The sequence below is a fragment of the Candidatus Omnitrophota bacterium genome (assembly GCA_026387175.1).
In the GTDB taxonomy this organism is placed as follows: domain Bacteria; phylum Omnitrophota; class Gorgyraeia; order 2-01-FULL-45-10; family 2-01-FULL-45-10; genus CAIMPC01.
The window spans coordinates 22,741-38,521 of record JAPLME010000003.1 but is presented as its reverse complement, the minus strand read 5'-3'; the positions used below and the strand labels follow the sequence as shown (position 1 = coordinate 38,521).

At 51.1% G+C, this 15,781-nt stretch carries 15 protein-coding genes; all 15 read left to right on the top strand.

Features of this window, described 5'->3' with window-relative positions:
* Nucleotides 1-18: 18 nt before the first annotated feature.
* Genes trmD through panB form a run of 15 tightly spaced genes read left to right on the top strand, consistent with a single transcriptional unit; the run spans nt 19 to nt 15,781 of the window.
* The gene (gene trmD, locus NTY76_00850) at nt 19-705 is read left to right on the top strand and encodes a tRNA (guanosine(37)-N1)-methyltransferase TrmD (protein MCX5677644.1); all 687 of its coding nucleotides are present in this window, start codon (nt 19-21) and stop codon (nt 703-705) included.
* A 1-nt stretch (nt 706) separates the two neighbouring features.
* On the top strand, nt 707-1,108 hold the full coding sequence (gene rplS / locus NTY76_00845) for a 50S ribosomal protein L19 (protein MCX5677643.1): 402 nt from the start codon (nt 707-709) through the stop codon (nt 1,106-1,108).
* A complete protein-coding gene (locus NTY76_00840) occupies nt 1,053-1,700 on the top strand; it encodes a ribonuclease HII (protein MCX5677642.1) in 648 nt (215 codons plus the stop codon). The genes rplS and NTY76_00840 overlap by 56 nt, the downstream gene beginning before the upstream one ends.
* 24 nt (nt 1,701-1,724) lie before the next feature.
* The gene (locus NTY76_00835) at nt 1,725-3,419 is read left to right on the top strand and encodes a formate--tetrahydrofolate ligase (protein MCX5677641.1); all 1,695 of its coding nucleotides are present in this window, start codon (nt 1,725-1,727) and stop codon (nt 3,417-3,419) included.
* A complete protein-coding gene (locus tag NTY76_00830) occupies nt 3,406-4,014 on the top strand; it encodes a cyclodeaminase/cyclohydrolase family protein (GenBank protein ID MCX5677640.1) in 609 nt (202 codons plus the stop codon). Before NTY76_00835 ends, NTY76_00830 begins: the two co-directional genes overlap by 14 nt.
* A 24-nt stretch (nt 4,015-4,038) precedes the next feature.
* A complete protein-coding gene (locus NTY76_00825) occupies nt 4,039-4,905 on the top strand; it encodes a bifunctional 5,10-methylenetetrahydrofolate dehydrogenase/5,10-methenyltetrahydrofolate cyclohydrolase (GenBank protein MCX5677639.1) in 867 nt (288 codons plus the stop codon).
* Nucleotides 4,906-5,772 (top strand): methylenetetrahydrofolate reductase, encoded by an 867-nt coding sequence (locus NTY76_00820; protein ID MCX5677638.1) that lies wholly within the window; start codon nt 4,906-4,908, stop codon nt 5,770-5,772.
* Between the two features lie 15 nt (nt 5,773-5,787).
* Nucleotides 5,788-7,980: an acetyl-CoA decarbonylase/synthase complex subunit alpha/beta gene (gene acsB / locus NTY76_00815; GenBank protein ID MCX5677637.1), complete on the top strand. Its 2,193-nt coding sequence runs from the start codon at nt 5,788-5,790 to the stop codon at nt 7,978-7,980.
* A gap of 18 nt (nt 7,981-7,998) precedes the next feature.
* Entirely contained in the window at nt 7,999-9,189 is a 1,191-nt protein-coding gene (locus NTY76_00810; GenBank protein MCX5677636.1) for a glycosyltransferase family 39 protein, read from the top strand.
* 24 nt (nt 9,190-9,213) lie between these two features.
* A complete protein-coding gene (gene acsC / locus NTY76_00805; GenBank protein MCX5677635.1) occupies nt 9,214-10,551 on the top strand; it encodes an acetyl-CoA decarbonylase/synthase complex subunit gamma in 1,338 nt (445 codons plus the stop codon).
* Between the two features lies 1 nt (nt 10,552).
* Nucleotides 10,553-12,445 carry an ASKHA domain-containing protein gene (locus NTY76_00800; protein ID MCX5677634.1) on the top strand — a complete coding sequence of 631 codons (1,893 nt, stop codon included), beginning with the start codon at nt 10,553-10,555 and terminating at the stop codon, nt 12,443-12,445.
* A gap of 47 nt (nt 12,446-12,492) precedes the next feature.
* Nucleotides 12,493-13,182: an AAA family ATPase gene (locus NTY76_00795; GenBank protein MCX5677633.1), complete on the top strand. Its 690-nt coding sequence runs from the start codon at nt 12,493-12,495 to the stop codon at nt 13,180-13,182.
* 1 nt (nt 13,183) lies between these two features.
* Nucleotides 13,184-14,101 (top strand): acetyl-CoA decarbonylase/synthase complex subunit delta, encoded by a 918-nt coding sequence (locus NTY76_00790; protein MCX5677632.1) that lies wholly within the window; start codon nt 13,184-13,186, stop codon nt 14,099-14,101.
* A 17-nt stretch (nt 14,102-14,118) separates the two neighbouring features.
* Nucleotides 14,119-14,910 carry a dihydropteroate synthase gene (locus NTY76_00785; GenBank protein MCX5677631.1) on the top strand — a complete coding sequence of 264 codons (792 nt, stop codon included), beginning with the start codon at nt 14,119-14,121 and terminating at the stop codon, nt 14,908-14,910.
* Nucleotides 14,911-14,938: 28 nt separating this feature from the next.
* Nucleotides 14,939-15,781, top strand: coding sequence for a 3-methyl-2-oxobutanoate hydroxymethyltransferase (gene panB, locus NTY76_00780; protein ID MCX5677630.1), 843 nt, complete (start codon nt 14,939-14,941; stop codon nt 15,779-15,781).

Here is a 15,781-nt window from a genome sequence, read left to right as displayed (position 1 = left end):
TTGACGCAGGAGAGTTTCGTGAAGATAGATATCCTGACTCTATTCCCTAAGATGTTTGAGAGCGTTCTTGGCGAATCGATCTTAAAGCGCGCTCAAGGAAAAGGCGCGCTTAAAATCAAGATACACGATTTAAGGGATTGGACCTTCGATAATCACCGCTCTGCCGATGACAGGCCGTTCGGCGGAGGCGCGGGTATGCTGATGAAGGTCGAACCGGTCGCCCTTGCCCTGGCCAATCTTAAGGCGGCAAAAAGAAAAACAGCAAAAGTAATACTATTGACGCCTCAGGGTAAAAAGCTGGATCAGGAACTGGTAAAAAGCATCTCTAAAGAAAAAGAGCTCATTCTTATATGCGGCCATTATGAAGGTTTCGATGAGAGGATAAGGGAGCTTGCCGACGAAGAGATATCGATCGGCGATTATATATTGACATGCGGAGAGATACCCGCGATGGCATTGATCGATTCGGTGGCGAGACTGATACCCGGAGTTCTTGGCAGAGAGGATTCGATCGTCTCGGAATCGTTCGAGAAGGGCCTTCTCGAGTATCCGCAATATACAAGGCCCGCGGATTTTGACGGTATGAAGGTTCCGGATGTCCTGTTATCCGGAGACCATAAAAAGATAGAGGCGTGGCGCAAGACGGAAGCTGTGAAGAGAACGAGGCAGAGAAGGCCGGATCTATTAAAAAAGAAAGGACAATAAAGTGAAAGATCATATCAAGTTCGTGGAGTCGAAATTTATGAAGGCGGATATTCCGCAATTCGATATCGGCGATACAGTAGACGTGCAGCTTAAGATCGTCGAAGAGGGCAAGTCGCGTATCCAGACCTTTGAAGGTGTCGCTATAGCGCGCGCGGGCACGGGACTTACCGAGACGCTTACCGTGCGTAAGATCTCGTACGGCGAGGGAGTCGAGATGGTATTTCCGTTACATTCGCCTTCGATAGACAAGATAAAGGTCGTGAAGAAGGGCGACGTGAAAAGAGCGAAACTTTACTACCTGAAGCGTAAAGTCGGAAAAGCGTCTAAGGTCGAAGAGAAGGTAGAGCATGCCCAGTCGCAAGACGCACCACAGGCTCCTGACACACGAGAAGAGGCTAAATAGCTTAGGCTATAAGCTCATAGCGGGTATAGACGAGGCCGGCCGGGGACCTTTGGCCGGCCCTGTTGTTGCCGGGGCCGTTATACTTAAGGACTTCCGCTTTAAAGAGCGGATAGACGATTCGAAGAAACTTTCCGCGCGTATGCGCGAAAAAGCCTATCGCGAGATATTACGTAAAGCCATAGTAGGGATAGGCGTGGTGGACGAGAAGGTTATCGACGAGATAAATATCCTGCAGGCCACTATAAAGGCGATGAACGAGGCAATGGCAAACCTCGCAATACCTCCCGATTACGTGATCGTCGATGGTAGGGTTCGGCTTTTGGCCGGGTGCCCCGTAAAATGCATTATCAGAGGAGATTCCTCGAGCCTTTCTATAGCAGCCGCGTCCATTGTAGCAAAGGTCACGCGTGACCGGCTTATGATCGAATATGACAGGACATTTCCGCAGTATGGATTCGCAAGGCATAAGGGATATCCCACTAAAATGCATAAAAAGGCGCTAGTTTCTAATGGCGCTTCCCCGATTCACCGCAGGACTTTCGGCCCCGTAAAAGCGCTTTCCAGCGGGGTGAATTGTATTGACCCCACCTGACCTTTATATTAAAATAAACCTGCTATGACAGATACCGAGATTGCCCAAAAAGCAAAATTGAAACCTATTGTTCAGATAGCCGCGTCTCTTGGCATAAAGAGAGGCGACCTTGAGCTTTACGGAGATTTTAAGGCTAAAATATCGTTAGAAGCCTTAAAAGGAGCCGGCAAATCAAAAAGCAAATATGTGGTTATTACGGGCATAACTCCCACGCATCTGGGTGAAGGCAAGACCGTCACCACAATAGGCCTTTCAATGGCCCTGAACCGCCTCGGCAAAAAAGCCGTTTCCTGCATAAGGCAGCCGTCTCTCGGACCATTCTTTGGGATTAAGGGAGGAGGAGTGGGCGGCGGCTGGTCCCAGGTCCTTCCGATGGACGACATAAATCTGCACCTCACTGGAGATATCCACGCTGTCGGCCAGGCACATAACCTCTGCGCCTCATTTATCGATAATCATCTTTTTCGGGACAATCCGTTAAATATAGACAAGAACAAGATATACTGGAGACGTGTAGTAGACGTTAATGACCGCGCGCTTCGCAATGTCAGGATAGGTTTGGGGGGCGAGGAACAGAACGGAGTCGAACGCGATACGGGATTTGATATAACTGCGGCGAGCGAGATAATGGCTATCCTCGCGCTTTCCGATTCGATCAAAGATATGCGTGAAAGGCTCTCCCGGATCGTTATAGGCCTGACAAAGGATAAGAAGCCCGTGACTGCCGAAGATCTTAAGGTGGCCGGGTCTATGGCTCTTCTTTTGAGGGAGGCGATAAAGCCGAGCATCGTCCAGACTATTGAACATACACCCTGCCTTATTCACACGGGCCCGTTTGCCAACATAACACACGGCAACAGTTCGATCATTGCCGATAGGGTAGCTATGAAGTTCGCGGAGTACGTAGTGACCGAATCGGGATTCGGCGCCGACTGCGGCCTCGAGAAATTCGCCAATATAAAATGCAGGGTGAGCGGCCTCAAGCCCGACGCTGTCGTACTGGTATGTTCAGTGAGAGCGCTCAAAATACATTCCGGTATATATAAGATGATCCCGGGCAAGCCTCTGGAAAAACGCATAATCAAAGAGAACTTGGAAGCTGTTGAGGCCGGATGCACAAATCTCGAAAAACAGATAGAGAATTCCAGACTCTACGGTGTCCCTTGCGTAGTATCGATAAACCGTTTCGCGACCGATACGGATAAAGAGATAGAAGCTGTCAGAAAGAAAGCGCTTGCGCACGGTGCGTTCGACTGCGTTGTCAATGATTGCTACCGGTACGGCTCCAAGGGCGCCGAACGTCTTGCCACAGCTGTAATGGAGGCTTGCCGGGGAAATAGTAAATTCAAATTTTTATATTCTTCTGATTCTTCGATCAAGGATAAGATAGATGTGATAGCGAAAAAAGTGTACGGGGCGAAGTCCGTGCACTTAGAACCCGCCGCCTCGGAGAGCATCGCTTTATATGAAAAGTTCGGATTTGGTAAACTTCCAATATGTATGGCGAAGACGCACCTGTCGCTCTCGCATGATCCTAAGCTGAAGGGCGCGCCGAAAGATTTTGTGTTACCCGTAAGGGATGTGAAGCCTTCGATAGGCGCGGGATTCCTGTATGCGCTTTGCGGCAAGATGCTCACGATGCCGAGCCTTCCGGCGCATCCCGCAGGCGAAAATATCGATATAGACCGGAAGGGCAGGATAAGATATGTACATAAATAAACCGTTAAAAGAATATCTCGATGACCTTGCCGCAAAAAGGGCCGCTCCGGGAGGAGGGAGCGCCTCCGCGCTTGCCGCGGCAACCGGAACGAGTCTGATGTCAATGGTTGCGAACTTCACGCTGGGAAAAGAGGGGTATAAAGACGCCGAAGACAAGATCGCGGACATTTTGCTGGAAACTACGAAGCTCGATTCGGAGCTTCGGGCCTTGATAGATAAAGATGTCGATGCCTATATGAAGCTTTCGACAGCTCTTAAGGGCGCGGCCGGGGACGGCGCGAAACTGGAAGATCTCTATAAGGATGCGGCGGAAGTGCCGTTTATGGTTTGCAAGATAACGAATAAATGCATCAAGCTGTGTCGGGGATTGGCGGAATACGGTAACAGGAATCTCGTAACCGATACCGCCACAGCCGCGATACTCTTTGAAGCGGCTTTCTTCTCGGCCAAATTCCATGTTTATATAAATCTCAAATATATAAAAGATATGGATTATATATCCAATATCCATGATCTCCTGGCCGCCCTCGAAGAGGAGATGCCCGGGCTGAAAGAAGAGATATTGGAAATGTGCGAGGACGCGATCAGCTCTTAGCTGTTGATTAGAAAGGGTGTTTATATGGCTACGCTGCTGGAAGGAAGACCGCTTGCGGAGAAGATAGGGGCCGCTATTACGGCAGAGGTCGCAGCTTTGAAGGCAAAGCACGGCAGCTCGCCGAAGCTGGTCGCCCTGCAGATGGGTGAGAATGCCGCATCGGCCATCTATGTCAGGAGTCAGAAGAAGACAGCCGAGGCGCTCGGTATCGAATATCAGCTGAAATCTCTCCCGGCCGGCATCTCCCAGGCCGAAGCGGAAAAAGCGATAAAGGACCTGAATACGGATTCCTCTGTTACGGCCGTGATCCTGCAGCTGCCGGCGCCGAGCCAGATAGACATAAAGAGATTAGTCTCGCAGATAGCGCCTGAGAAAGACGCCGAAGGCATGCATCCGCAGAACATAGGGAAGATATTGACGGGAAAATATTCAATAGGCCCGTGCACGGCAATGGCTGTGATGGAGCTATTGGTCTCGACAGGAGTGAATTTATACGGCAAAGAGGCGGTCATCGTGGGGCATTCGGAGATAGTCGGTAAGCCGCTCTCGCTGATGCTCTTGAATAATTTTGCTACGACAACGGTCTGCCATATTGCCACAAGCCAGAGAGGATCGCTGGCCGACCATGTCCGCCGGGCCGAAATCCTGATATCGGCGGCCGGCAAGGCAGGGCTCATAAAGGCCGATTGGGTGATGGACGGTGCGATAGTCATCGATGTAGGGATCAATAAGGTGGGCGAAAAAATAGCCGGCGATGTGGAGTTTGAAGGCGCGTCCGCGAAAGCGTCGTATATAACGCCTGTTCCGGGAGGAGTAGGGCCCCTCACTACGATGATGCTGATGAGGAATACCGTAGAGCAGTTCAAGTCCCAGCTTGCGAGGAGAGGATAGATGAGTTTTTGCGAAAAACTCGCCTCCGGCAAGTTCGTGGTGACAAGCGAGATAGGCCCTCCCAAAGGAATAGACGTAAAAGACCTCCTCGACGACGCCTCTCTGATTAAGACCCGAGTGGATGCCGTAAACGTTACGGATCTGCAGAGCTCCGTGATGAGAGCGGGATCGCTCTCGGTCTGCCATCTGCTCAAGGATAGAGGCATAGAGCCGATATTCCAGATGACATGCCGCGACAGGAACAGGCTCGCGCTGCAGTCCGACCTGCTCTCCGCCGGCATTCTCGGAATAGAAAATATCCTGATACTTACCGGAGACTATCCCACGCTCGGCGACCACCCTGAGGCGAAACCGGTCTTCGACCTGGGAAGCGTGCAGCTTCTGGAGGTCGCGAAGACTTTGCAGGGCGGCAAAGATATGAAAGGCAATCCACTTGCGGGGAGCCCTTCTTTCTGTTTAGGTGCTGTGGTAAATCCCGGGGCTGATCCTCTGGAGCCCGAGATAATCAAGATGGAGCAGAAGATAACCGCCGGCGCCAGATTCTTCCAGACGCAGGCCGTCTATGACATCGAGCTTTTTAAGAGGTTTATGCTGGAGATCAAACATCTGAAGGTGCCCGTCCTTGCCGGAATAGTATTATTAAAGTCGGCGGGCATGGCGCGTTTTATGAATAAGAACGTTTCCGGCGTATTCGTGCCGGATATTCTGATAAAAGAGATGGAAGAGGCTAAGGACAAGGCCGTCGCATCGGTCAATATCGCCGCGCGTCTTATTAAAGAGCTGAAGCCGTTGTGCCAGGGTATCCACATAATGCCGATAGGCTGGGCCAAAAAAGTGCCGCTCGTCCTGGACGCAGCGGGATTATAAAAGGGAGTTAAGGTAATGTCAAAAGTTGCGACGAAAATTACAGCAAACGATGTCGTGTCATTGATGGTGGAAGGCGCGCGGAAGGTTACGGGCCTTGCCGATGATTATCTATTGAAAGCCGTTAAAGAGAAAGGCGAAGCCCAGAGTATAGCTTTTCCGGAGACGGCTTTTTATCTGCCGCTCGCAAACGCTCTACTGGGAGTCGAAGTGAAGACTCTCGTCGATGTTAAGAAAGTCCTTGCGACGGCAAAAACATTCCTGCCCAAAGCCGGGGCCGGTGCATCCTTAAAGGAAGCTCTCGATGCAGGAGTGGGAACGATATTATGCTGTGAGATACTTTGCGCGCTCGGTTATCTGTATGGCACGGAACCTCAGGCGGATTGTCCGGGATTCTTTTCGGATACGCTTCTCAGGGCGCTCGGCATACAGCTTGTTGACGGAAGGATATCCGGCATAGCGGTTCTCGTCGGGAAGGCTCCGAACGCCGGAACCGCGGTCGATATCGTACGTGACCTTCAGAAGAGGAATATACTTACGCTCGTCGGTTCGGGTGTCGACGGTGTGAGTATTATCGAACAGCTTAAGGAGGGCGGCCTGCATATGGGCCTCGAGAGCTATGTCGTGCCGTTCGGCCGTGACACGGCTTCTGTGGTATATGTTTTGAATTTCGCTATCCGCGCTGCGCTCACGTTCGGTGGCATAAAAGCAGGCAATACGGCTGCCGTCGTAGATTATGTAAGGAACAGGGTTCCCGCATTTGTCTTACTGCTTGGCGGAGTCGACGAGATAAAGGCTGCCGCAGGCGCCGGAGCGTTGGCCGCGGGAGTGCCTATCATCACCGATCTGGACTTGCCCGAGATAAGCGTGCCGGGAGTTTGCGCTCACGAAGAATGCCTTGTCCGGGAACCGGACCATAAAAAAATCGTCCAGAAAGCGATAGAGGCGCGCGGAATAAAAGTGAAGGTTCTTCAGGTGCCGGTACCCGTTCCTTTTTCGGCGGCCTTCGAAGGCGAGCGCGTCAGGATGGCCGATATGTTTGTGCAGTTCGGAGGCAAATACTCGGCCGCTTTTGAATATCTGAGGATGAAGAAGATGGACGAGGTTGAGGACGGCAAGATTATCGTGACAGGTCCTGAAGTGGATCAGATGGGAGAGGGCTCTAGCCATCCTCTCGGGATACTGGTCGAAGTAGCTGGCAGGAAGATGAGCACTGAATTCGAGCCGATACTTGAGCGCCAGATCCACAAATTTCTGAATTACGCCATGGGTATATTCCATATGGGCCAGCGCGATATGAACTGGGTCCGCATCTCAAAAGACGCACGAAAGGCCGGATTCAAGATTCGCCACTTCGGCGATATCCTGGTCACGAAATTGCACGATGAGTATGGCGCGATCGTCGACAAGGTGCAGGTGACTATCTATACAAATGAAGGCGATGTTAAGGGCCTTCTGCCTGAGGCGAAGAAAGTATATGAAGCCAGGGATGACAGGATAGCCGGGATGACGGATGAGTCTGTCGACACATTCTACAGCTGCACACTCTGTCAGAGTTTTGCGCCGGACCATGTATGTGTGGTGAGCCCCGAGAGGCTCGGGCTGTGCGGCGCGTATTCATGGCTTGACGCAAAGGCAGCCCACGAGATAACTCCGACGGGAGGAAACCAGCCGATAAAGAAGGGTAAGACCCTGAGCCATGATAAGGGCATATGGGAAGGGGTCAATAAGTTCGTTGCCGAAAATTCCCATCAGCATACAACCGAGATGGCGGTCTATTCGATAATGGAGTCGCCCATGACCTCGTGCGGCTGTTTTGAATGTATTGTGGCGATAGTGCCGGAGGCCAACGGCGTGATGATAGTCAATCGCGAGTATACGGGCGAAACGCCTGCAGGGATGAAGTTCACGACGCTTGCAAGCACGGTGGGCGGCGGCGCGCAAACTCCGGGATTTCTGGGTGTGGGGCGGCTCTATATTATAAGCAAGAAGTTCATCTCCGCCGATGGCGGGTTGAAACGTGTGGTCTGGATGCCGAAGGAGCTTAAAGAGGCGCTGGCGGACAGGCTTAAAGCGCGAGCCAAAGAGATCGGCGAACCGGATCTATTCGATAAAATAGCGGATGAGACCGTGACGACCGACGCCGCCGCGCTCGTCGAGTATTTGACGAAAGTCGGCCACCCGGCGCTTTCCATGCCTTCCATGATTTAGGATAAACAGAAAATTTTTATGGAAAACAGAAAATTATTTACGGTTTTATTGATAGCGGCATTCGCGATCGGGATACTCTTGAGGATAAGCTTCCTGAACGTCAGTCAATATAACATGGGTCCAGACGAGAGCTTTTATTTGCGATATGCTAATATCTTCGCTGAAAAGGGCCTGCCCTCGATAAACGGCATGGCGATCGAGTATATCGCGAATGCAGGGATGCACCTATTCCCGAACCCTACAAGGATCGGACAGATTGTAATGTCGGGCCTATGGCTCAAGATGCTTAATGGTTTCGATTTCAATGCTCTCGTGCGAATGTCGGCCTTCTTCAGCATTTTGTCGCTTTTTGTCGGATACCTATTCGCCAAAAAATTATTTGACGAGAAGATAGCGCTGTTGAGTCTCATGCTATTTGCGGTATCGCCCCTTAATCTCGCTCTGGCGAGAAGAGCGTTGCAGGACGGTACGATATATTTTTTTGTTTTATTGACCCTGTATGCTTTCTATATTGCGCTTAAGCGTCAGAGCCGCGTGGCTTATATCTTTTTTATTGTATCGTTTTTTATCTGTGTCATGGTCAAGGAGTCCACCGTGCTCTTAGCGGCCTTCTTCGCTTTCTTTATACTCTGGGACCGAACATTTTATAATAAAAGCCTGAACGTGCTATTACCTGCGATCTCGATCGCGGCTGCTTTCGTCTTTATTACCGTCGCCTATCTTGTTTTTATCGGGCAGGATAACCTGGTCAGGCTGGTGAATATCATATCTACGTCTCCGATGACGAATGAATATGCCAGAATGTATCAATCGGGGTCGCTCTTACGATACCTGATCGATTTTATATTGATCTCGCCGCTTACGGTCATAGCGGCGGCCGGCTTCTTCGTTTTATTCATTACAGGAAATATCGCGCAGGACGACGCCAGTTTCTATCTCGTCACTTTCTTCATAATTTCATATATGGTATACAGCCTCTTCAGTAAAAACCTGAGGTATGTGATATTCCTGGACCTGCCGATACGGATACTTGCGGCCGTCTTCATGTCGAAGTTATTTACAAGATTCGGTAATAAGGCTTTTGCGTTATCCGTTTCAGCTGTTATGGCAGTTGCGGTCACAGATTTTCTTCTATTTAAACATATCTTCTTAACGTGCGCCGTATACGATCCGGTGACTGTAAACCTGCTGAACGCATGGCAACATTAAAAGAAGGTTAGAGGGTCCATAGCTATGGCATTGTCGGGATTAGACATATATAAGCTGCTGCCGAAGACTAACTGCAAGGAGTGCGGATTCGCGACCTGCCTGGCGATGGCGATGGCGCTCGCGCAGAAGAAAGTTTCGCTCGACAAGTGTCCGCATGTTACAGCCGCAGCCAGGGAGGCCCTCGAGAGCGCTTCTCAACCGCCGATAAAACTCGTTACGATAGGAACGGCTGAGGCAAAGTTCGAGGTAGGCAATGAGACCGTTATGTATCGCCATGAGCAGAAGTTTTACCATCCTGCCGCTATAGGCCTTCTTGTCGAAGACTCGATGGATGAAGAAGAGATCGGTAAGACGGTCGCTAAAATAAACGCTCTGAAGTTCGAGCGTGTCGGCCAGCAGATAGGCGTGAACCTTATATGCGTAAAGAACTCTTCCGGCTATCGCAATAAATTCCTGACGGCGGTGAGAGCTGTGGAGGCCGTATCAAAACTGCCTATTGCGCTTTATAGTGACGACGCACAGGCTATGCGGGAGGCCGTGAAATTATGCAAGGAGAAGAGGCCTTTGATAATTTGCGGCGAGAAGACATCTCCGGATGCCTTTATAAAGCTTGCCGCGGAAAATAATCTTCCCATCGCCGTAACCTGCGCCGGCATTGAAAAGGTCGCCGAGGCCACTACTAAGGCTAAGACAGGCGGAGTAGAAGAGATAGTGATCAATCTGAAGGAGGAGGGGTTGTCAAAGCGCATCCAGGAATTCACATACATAAGACGCCTCGCGCTGAAAAAAAATTTCAGGCCTTTAGGCTACCCTATCATAGCGTTTACCGAAAGCGCTGATCCGGATCTTGAGCTTGCCGAGGCGGTCTCGTATATGGCTAAATATGCCGGGATTGTGGTGATGAAGAACACGGATAAGGAATTTGTATATCCGCTTCTCGTGGCGCGTCAGGATATCTATCAGGACCCCCAGAAGCCTGTCCAGGTCGAGCCCAGGATATACGAGATAGGCAAGGTGACGAAAGACTCGCCTGTGCTCGTCACAACAAATTTCTCGATAACGTATTTTACGGTCGCCGCCGAGGTCGAATCCAGCAAGGTCCCGACTTATGTAATATGCTGCGATGCCGAAGGGATGTCGGTCCTGACGGCCTGGGCGGCGGAGAAGTTCACCGCGGAGCAGATATCCGCAATGCTGAAGAAGTGCGGGATCGAGAATATGGTATCACACCGGACGCTCACGATACCCGGATACGTCGCGGTATTGAGCGGCAAGCTCGAAGAGGTCTCCGGATGGAATATATCGGTCGGGCCGCGTGAGGCGTCGGGCATAATCAATTATTTAAAAAATTGGAAGCCTTAGGATGCGCGAATTCACTGTAACGTTCAAGCCGCAGGGTAAGTCGATCGTAGTGCCTCAAGGGACTGACCTCTTGAGGGCAGCTACTAAGGCCGGAATAGCGGTGAGCGCGCCTTGCGGCGGCGAAGGCATCTGCGGAAAATGCCGTGCGGTAGTCGAAAAAGGCAATGTAAGGACAGAGGTCTCGCGCCTTATCGGAGAAGCTGACAGGAAGAGAGGGATGGTGCTGGCCTGCCAGACCCTAGTCGAGAGCGACCTGGAAGTGACCTTTCCTAAAGAATCTCTGGAGACGCACGAGCATTTAAGTCATGATGCCGAAGATTTCACAAAGGGCGTTATCCTAAAGAGGGAGAAGGTATTTCGCTTTTCACCTCTGATCAACAAGGTGTACCTTGAGCTTCCGCCACCGACGACCGATGACAATACCAGCGACCTCGATAGAATTGTAAACGCTCTCGAGCATAAGATCGGTAACCCGCGTCTATCGACAAAGCTTACCAATGTGAAGCATTTAAGCGAAGTCTTGAGAGAGAACGATTTTAAAATAACGGTTACGCTTGCGTATAGGGACGGAGTCTTGGAGATATTGTCTTTTGAGCCCGGCGATACGACCGGCTCCAACTTCGCCTTCGCTTTCGATATAGGCACTACGACGGTTGTGGGGCAGCTCATCGACCTGAAGGACGGAGCTATCCTGGGCACGAGGATAGCTTTTAACAAACAGGCCGCATATGGTTCCGATGTCATCGTGAGGATAATTTACGCATCCGAACCAGATGGCATGGAGAAATTGAACTCCTGCGTTATTGATAATATAAATGAGATAATCGAGGATTTAATAGCCGCTCATAAGGTCAATTTGAACGATATTTACGCTATTGTGTCCGCCGGTAACATGACGATGATGCATATACTTCTTAAGATAGATCCGTCCGGCATACGTAAGGCGCCGTATGTCCCGACTGTGAGCGTATTTCCCACAGTTAACGCGGCGGAGCTCGCTATCGAAATAAACCCGAAGGGGATAGCGGCGTTCCTGCCCGGAGTCAGCACCTACATAGGCGGCGACATAGTCTCCGGAATATTGGCCTGCGGGCTTGCCGAGAATGAAGAGCTGGCGCTTCTGGTCGATATCGGTACCAATGGCGAGATAGTCCTGGGAAACCGCGAATGGATGATAGGCTCGGCGGCCAGCGCGGGACCCGCGTTTGAGGGCAGCGGCCTGGCCTGCGGCATGAAGGCCGTGAGCGGGGCGATACAGAGGGTGGCGATCGACGCTAATTTCAATGCGGAGTTTGACACCATTTCTCATTCGGCGCCAAAAGGCATATGCGGTTCCGGATACATAGATCTTCTATGCCAGATGCTTAAACGCGGTATAATAGGTAAGGACGGCAGGATAAACCGCGATACCGGATCAGGAAGAATCCGGAAAGCCGATACAAGCTACGAGTTTGTAGTAGCCTCTGCTCCTGAGACGGCGATAGGGCGCGATATAGTGATCCAGGACGATGACATTGAGAACCTGAAACGTTCGAAAGGCGCAATATACAGCGCTATCATCGCGCTCCTTAATAAAGTCGGCAAGAATATTTCAGATGTAAAGAAGATCTACATAGCGGGGGGATTCGGCAATTATCTGAATATCGAAAATTCAATATTCATCGGGCTATTACCGGATATCAAAAGATCCGTTTACGAGTTTGTAGGAAATTCTTCTCTTGCCGGGGCGCGGATGTCGCTTCTTTCGCATGAGGCTTTTGAGAAAGCGAACGAGTTATATAAGAATATCACGTTTTTGGACCTGGGTGCGGAACCGGGCTATATGGACGAGTACATTGCGTCACTCTTCTTTCCGCATACAGATATCGGGAGATTCCCATCGGTACGGTTATAGCGGTAAACGGCAAGGGCGGTACCGGTAAGACCACGATCGCGAGCCTGATCGTCTCGGAGCTTATCCGCAAAGAAAAGGGCTCGATACTTGCGATCGACGCTGACCCTAATTCCTGTTTTGCGCTTTCGCTCGGCGTCAAGAGCCCGGAGACGATTGTGGGGGTGTGTGAAGATATCTCTAAAAATATGGATAAGATACCGTCGGGCATGACGAAGGACCGTTTCATAGAGATGAAGGTCCAGGAGTCGCTTACGGAAACGAAGGACTTCGATCTTCTCGTGATGGGCGCTCCGGAAGGCCCCGGATGTTATTGTTACGTCAATAATCTTTTAAGGGAGATAATAGACCGCATAACCAATAATTACGATTTTGTGGTTATCGATAATGCGGCAGGCATGGAGCATATATCGCGCCGCACCACCGGGGCAATCGCCAAGCTTGTGCTTGTGAGCGACTATTCGGTGGCAGGGGTGCGCGCGGCGAAAAGGATCTATGACCTCGCAAAAGAACTTAAAATAAAGATAGGGAAGGCATATCTTATAATAAACAGGGTTTCGGGTTCCCTTTCGGCATTAAAGGACGAGATATCGTCCGCAGGAATGGATATGGCAGGTTCGGTGCCATACGATGAGGCGCTCGTAGAGTGGAATATTTCCGATAAGCCGATCTTCGGGTTCGAGAGTAAAGAGATTAGCTCCCGGATCGGGGAGATATTTGAAAAATTGATGGAGAATTGAAATGCCGATAGAGCTTGTGAAGGAAAAGTGCGCGGGAGCGATAAATACGGTCGAGATAGGCAGACCCGATAAGGCAGTGAAGATAGGTGGACAGACTGCCCTGCCGTTCCTGTTCGAGGAAGGCGAGATGCCCAATCCGCCGCTCATAGCGTATGAGATACTCGACTGCGCGCCCGATGACTGGCCGGAGCACCTTATGGAGCCTTACGGTAGCGCCATCAAAGACCCGGTCAAATGGGCGAAGGTGTGCGTTAACGATTTCGGCGCTCAAGTCCTGTGCGTACGCCTTGCGAGTATGCATCCGGACTACGGTGCGAGGAAGGTGGAGGAGCCGCTCGCGATATTAAAAGCGATCTCGAACCAGACCGGCGTGCCTTTGATAGTGATGGGCTCCGGCGACGATGAACGTGATAACGATATAATGCCGAAGGTGAGCCAGGCCCTTAAGGATGAGAATTGCCTCCTGGGCATGGCGGCGCAGAATAATTATAAGACGCTCGCGGCCACATGCCTCGCCGACGGCCATTCGATAATCGCGGACTCTCCGATCGATGTAAATATCGCCAAACAGGTCAATATACTTATAAGCGACATGGGTTTCGACACGAAGAGGATAGTGATGCATCCCACGACGACGTCTCTCGGATACGGAATGGAATATGTCTATTCGATAATGGAGCGCGCGCGGCTCGCGGCATTTATGGGCGACAGGATGCTCGCCATGCCTTTTATAGTATTCGTCGGAGCGGAGACATGGAGGACCAAGGAGGCTAAGGAGTTCGGCAAGGTTCAGGGCATAAACTGGGAGATAACGACGGCTGTGTCACTTATCCAGGCAGGCGCCGATCTGATAGTGATGCGCCATCCGGATGCGGCTAAGTCGGTGAAGAACTATATAGACCGGATCATGACAAAATAGCGAAGGCGGTGGTGTAGATGATAGTCATAGGCGAGCTTATCAATGGAATGTACAAAGATGTCAGCAAGGCGATATCGAATAGAGAAGCCGATGTCATCCAGCATGTAGCGGAAGAGCAGGTGAGGGCGGGAGCGAATATCCTGGATATCAACACCGGCCCATATTCGAACAATCCGAAGGATGATATGAAATGGCTTGTCGAGAATATCCAGAAGGTTGTCAGCGTGCAGCTATCCCTGGATTCGACAAAGATCGATGTCATTGAAGAGGGCATTAAGGTCGCGGCCAATCGCGTGGTCATCAATTCGACAAGCGCCGACGATGATAAGATGTCCGCGGTATTTGAGCTCGCGAAGAAATATAATGCGCAGGTCATAGGGCTCGCTATGGATAAGACGGGGATCCCTAATACGAAGAACGACAGGTTAGGGCTTGCCGCGAAGATAGTCGCGAAAGCTACAGAGTACGGTATCAGTCCCGCGGACCTTTATCTCGATCCGATAGCTATGCCTGTAAACGTGACTCAAAGCCAGGGCCGCGAGGTTATGGACGCGATAAGAGATTTTAGCGTGCTCTCTAATCCCGCTCCGAATACCGTTATAGGGTTGTCCAATGTATCGCAGGGGACGAAAAGACACCGCAGCCTCTTAGACAGGACATTTCTGGTGATGGCCCTTGCCAACGGGTTGACGGCCGCGATCCTCGATCCGCTCGATAAGGAGCTGATGGACGCCATGATTGCCGCCGAGCTCATATTGAACAAACATATCTATTGCGACTCATTCCTGGAAGCGTACAGAAGGAAATAAGTTTTTCGCAAGAAGAAGGAGAATTCAGATGGAACGCAAAAAAATAATGATCGGCGATTTGGCCGCGAAGAAACGCGAAGGCAGGAAGATCACGATGCTTACCGCATATGACTATCCGATGGCGCGTATTATCGATGATGCCGGGATCGACGTGATCCTGGTCGGTGATTCGCTCGGGATGGTGGTGCTCGGTTACGATTCGACGGTGCCGGTGACGATGGACGAGATGATCCATCACGCGAAGGCAGCCCGCCGCGGCACGAAATTCGCTTTTCTGGTCGGCGATATGCCGTTCATGTCATATCAGGTCTCCAAGGAAGAAGCTGTACGCAACGCCGGAAGATTCATGAAGGAAGCTCTCTGCGATGCCGTGAAGCTAGAGGGCGGCGACGAAGTGCTCGATGTCACGAAGGCGATAGTGGACGCAGGGATCCCCGTCCTCGGACATCTGGGGCTCACTCCGCAGACCGTCTCCAAGCTCGGCGGATATAAGGTGCAGGGCAAGGACCGGGAGTCGGCGGAGAAGATCATCGATCAGGCATTGAGGCTCGAGAAGGCCGGCTGTTTTGCCGTGGTCCTCGAATGCGTTCCCGACAAGGTGGCGAAGCTCGTCACTGAAAGGCTGAGAATACCGACCATAAGCTGCGGCGCGGGACCTGATTGCGACGGCCAGGTAATGGTCACTAACGATATGATAGGCCTTTTCGACAGGTTCGTCCCGAAATTCGTCAAACAGTATATTAAGCTTTTGCCTCTGATATCGGATGCGTTTAAGAAGTATAAAGAGGAAGTGGAGAACGGCGAATTTCCGGGACCCGAACATACATTCACGATAAAAGCGGAAGAGTTGAAGGAAATTAAAAAGGGGTAG

Bases quoted from the DNA above. Each gene is read 5' to 3' on its own strand.
- NTY76_00840 (MCX5677642.1), top strand. From the start codon at position 1,053: ATGCCCAGTCGCAAGACGCACCACAGGCTCCTGACACACGAGAAGAGG.
- NTY76_00835 (MCX5677641.1), top strand. From the start codon at position 1,725: ATGACAGATACCGAGATTGCCCAAAAAGCAAAATTGAAACCTATTGTT.
- NTY76_00830 (MCX5677640.1), top strand. From the start codon at position 3,406: ATGTACATAAATAAACCGTTAAAAGAATATCTCGATGACCTTGCCGCA.
- NTY76_00825 (MCX5677639.1), top strand. From the start codon at position 4,039: ATGGCTACGCTGCTGGAAGGAAGACCGCTTGCGGAGAAGATAGGGGCC.
- NTY76_00820 (MCX5677638.1), top strand. From the start codon at position 4,906: ATGAGTTTTTGCGAAAAACTCGCCTCCGGCAAGTTCGTGGTGACAAGC.
- acsB (MCX5677637.1), top strand. From the start codon at position 5,788: ATGTCAAAAGTTGCGACGAAAATTACAGCAAACGATGTCGTGTCATTG.
- NTY76_00810 (MCX5677636.1), top strand. From the start codon at position 7,999: ATGGAAAACAGAAAATTATTTACGGTTTTATTGATAGCGGCATTCGCG.
- acsC (MCX5677635.1), top strand. From the start codon at position 9,214: ATGGCATTGTCGGGATTAGACATATATAAGCTGCTGCCGAAGACTAAC.
- NTY76_00800 (MCX5677634.1), top strand. From the start codon at position 10,553: ATGCGCGAATTCACTGTAACGTTCAAGCCGCAGGGTAAGTCGATCGTA.
- NTY76_00790 (MCX5677632.1), top strand. From the start codon at position 13,184: ATGCCGATAGAGCTTGTGAAGGAAAAGTGCGCGGGAGCGATAAATACG.
- NTY76_00785 (MCX5677631.1), top strand. From the start codon at position 14,119: ATGATAGTCATAGGCGAGCTTATCAATGGAATGTACAAAGATGTCAGC.
- panB (MCX5677630.1), top strand. From the start codon at position 14,939: ATGGAACGCAAAAAAATAATGATCGGCGATTTGGCCGCGAAGAAACGC.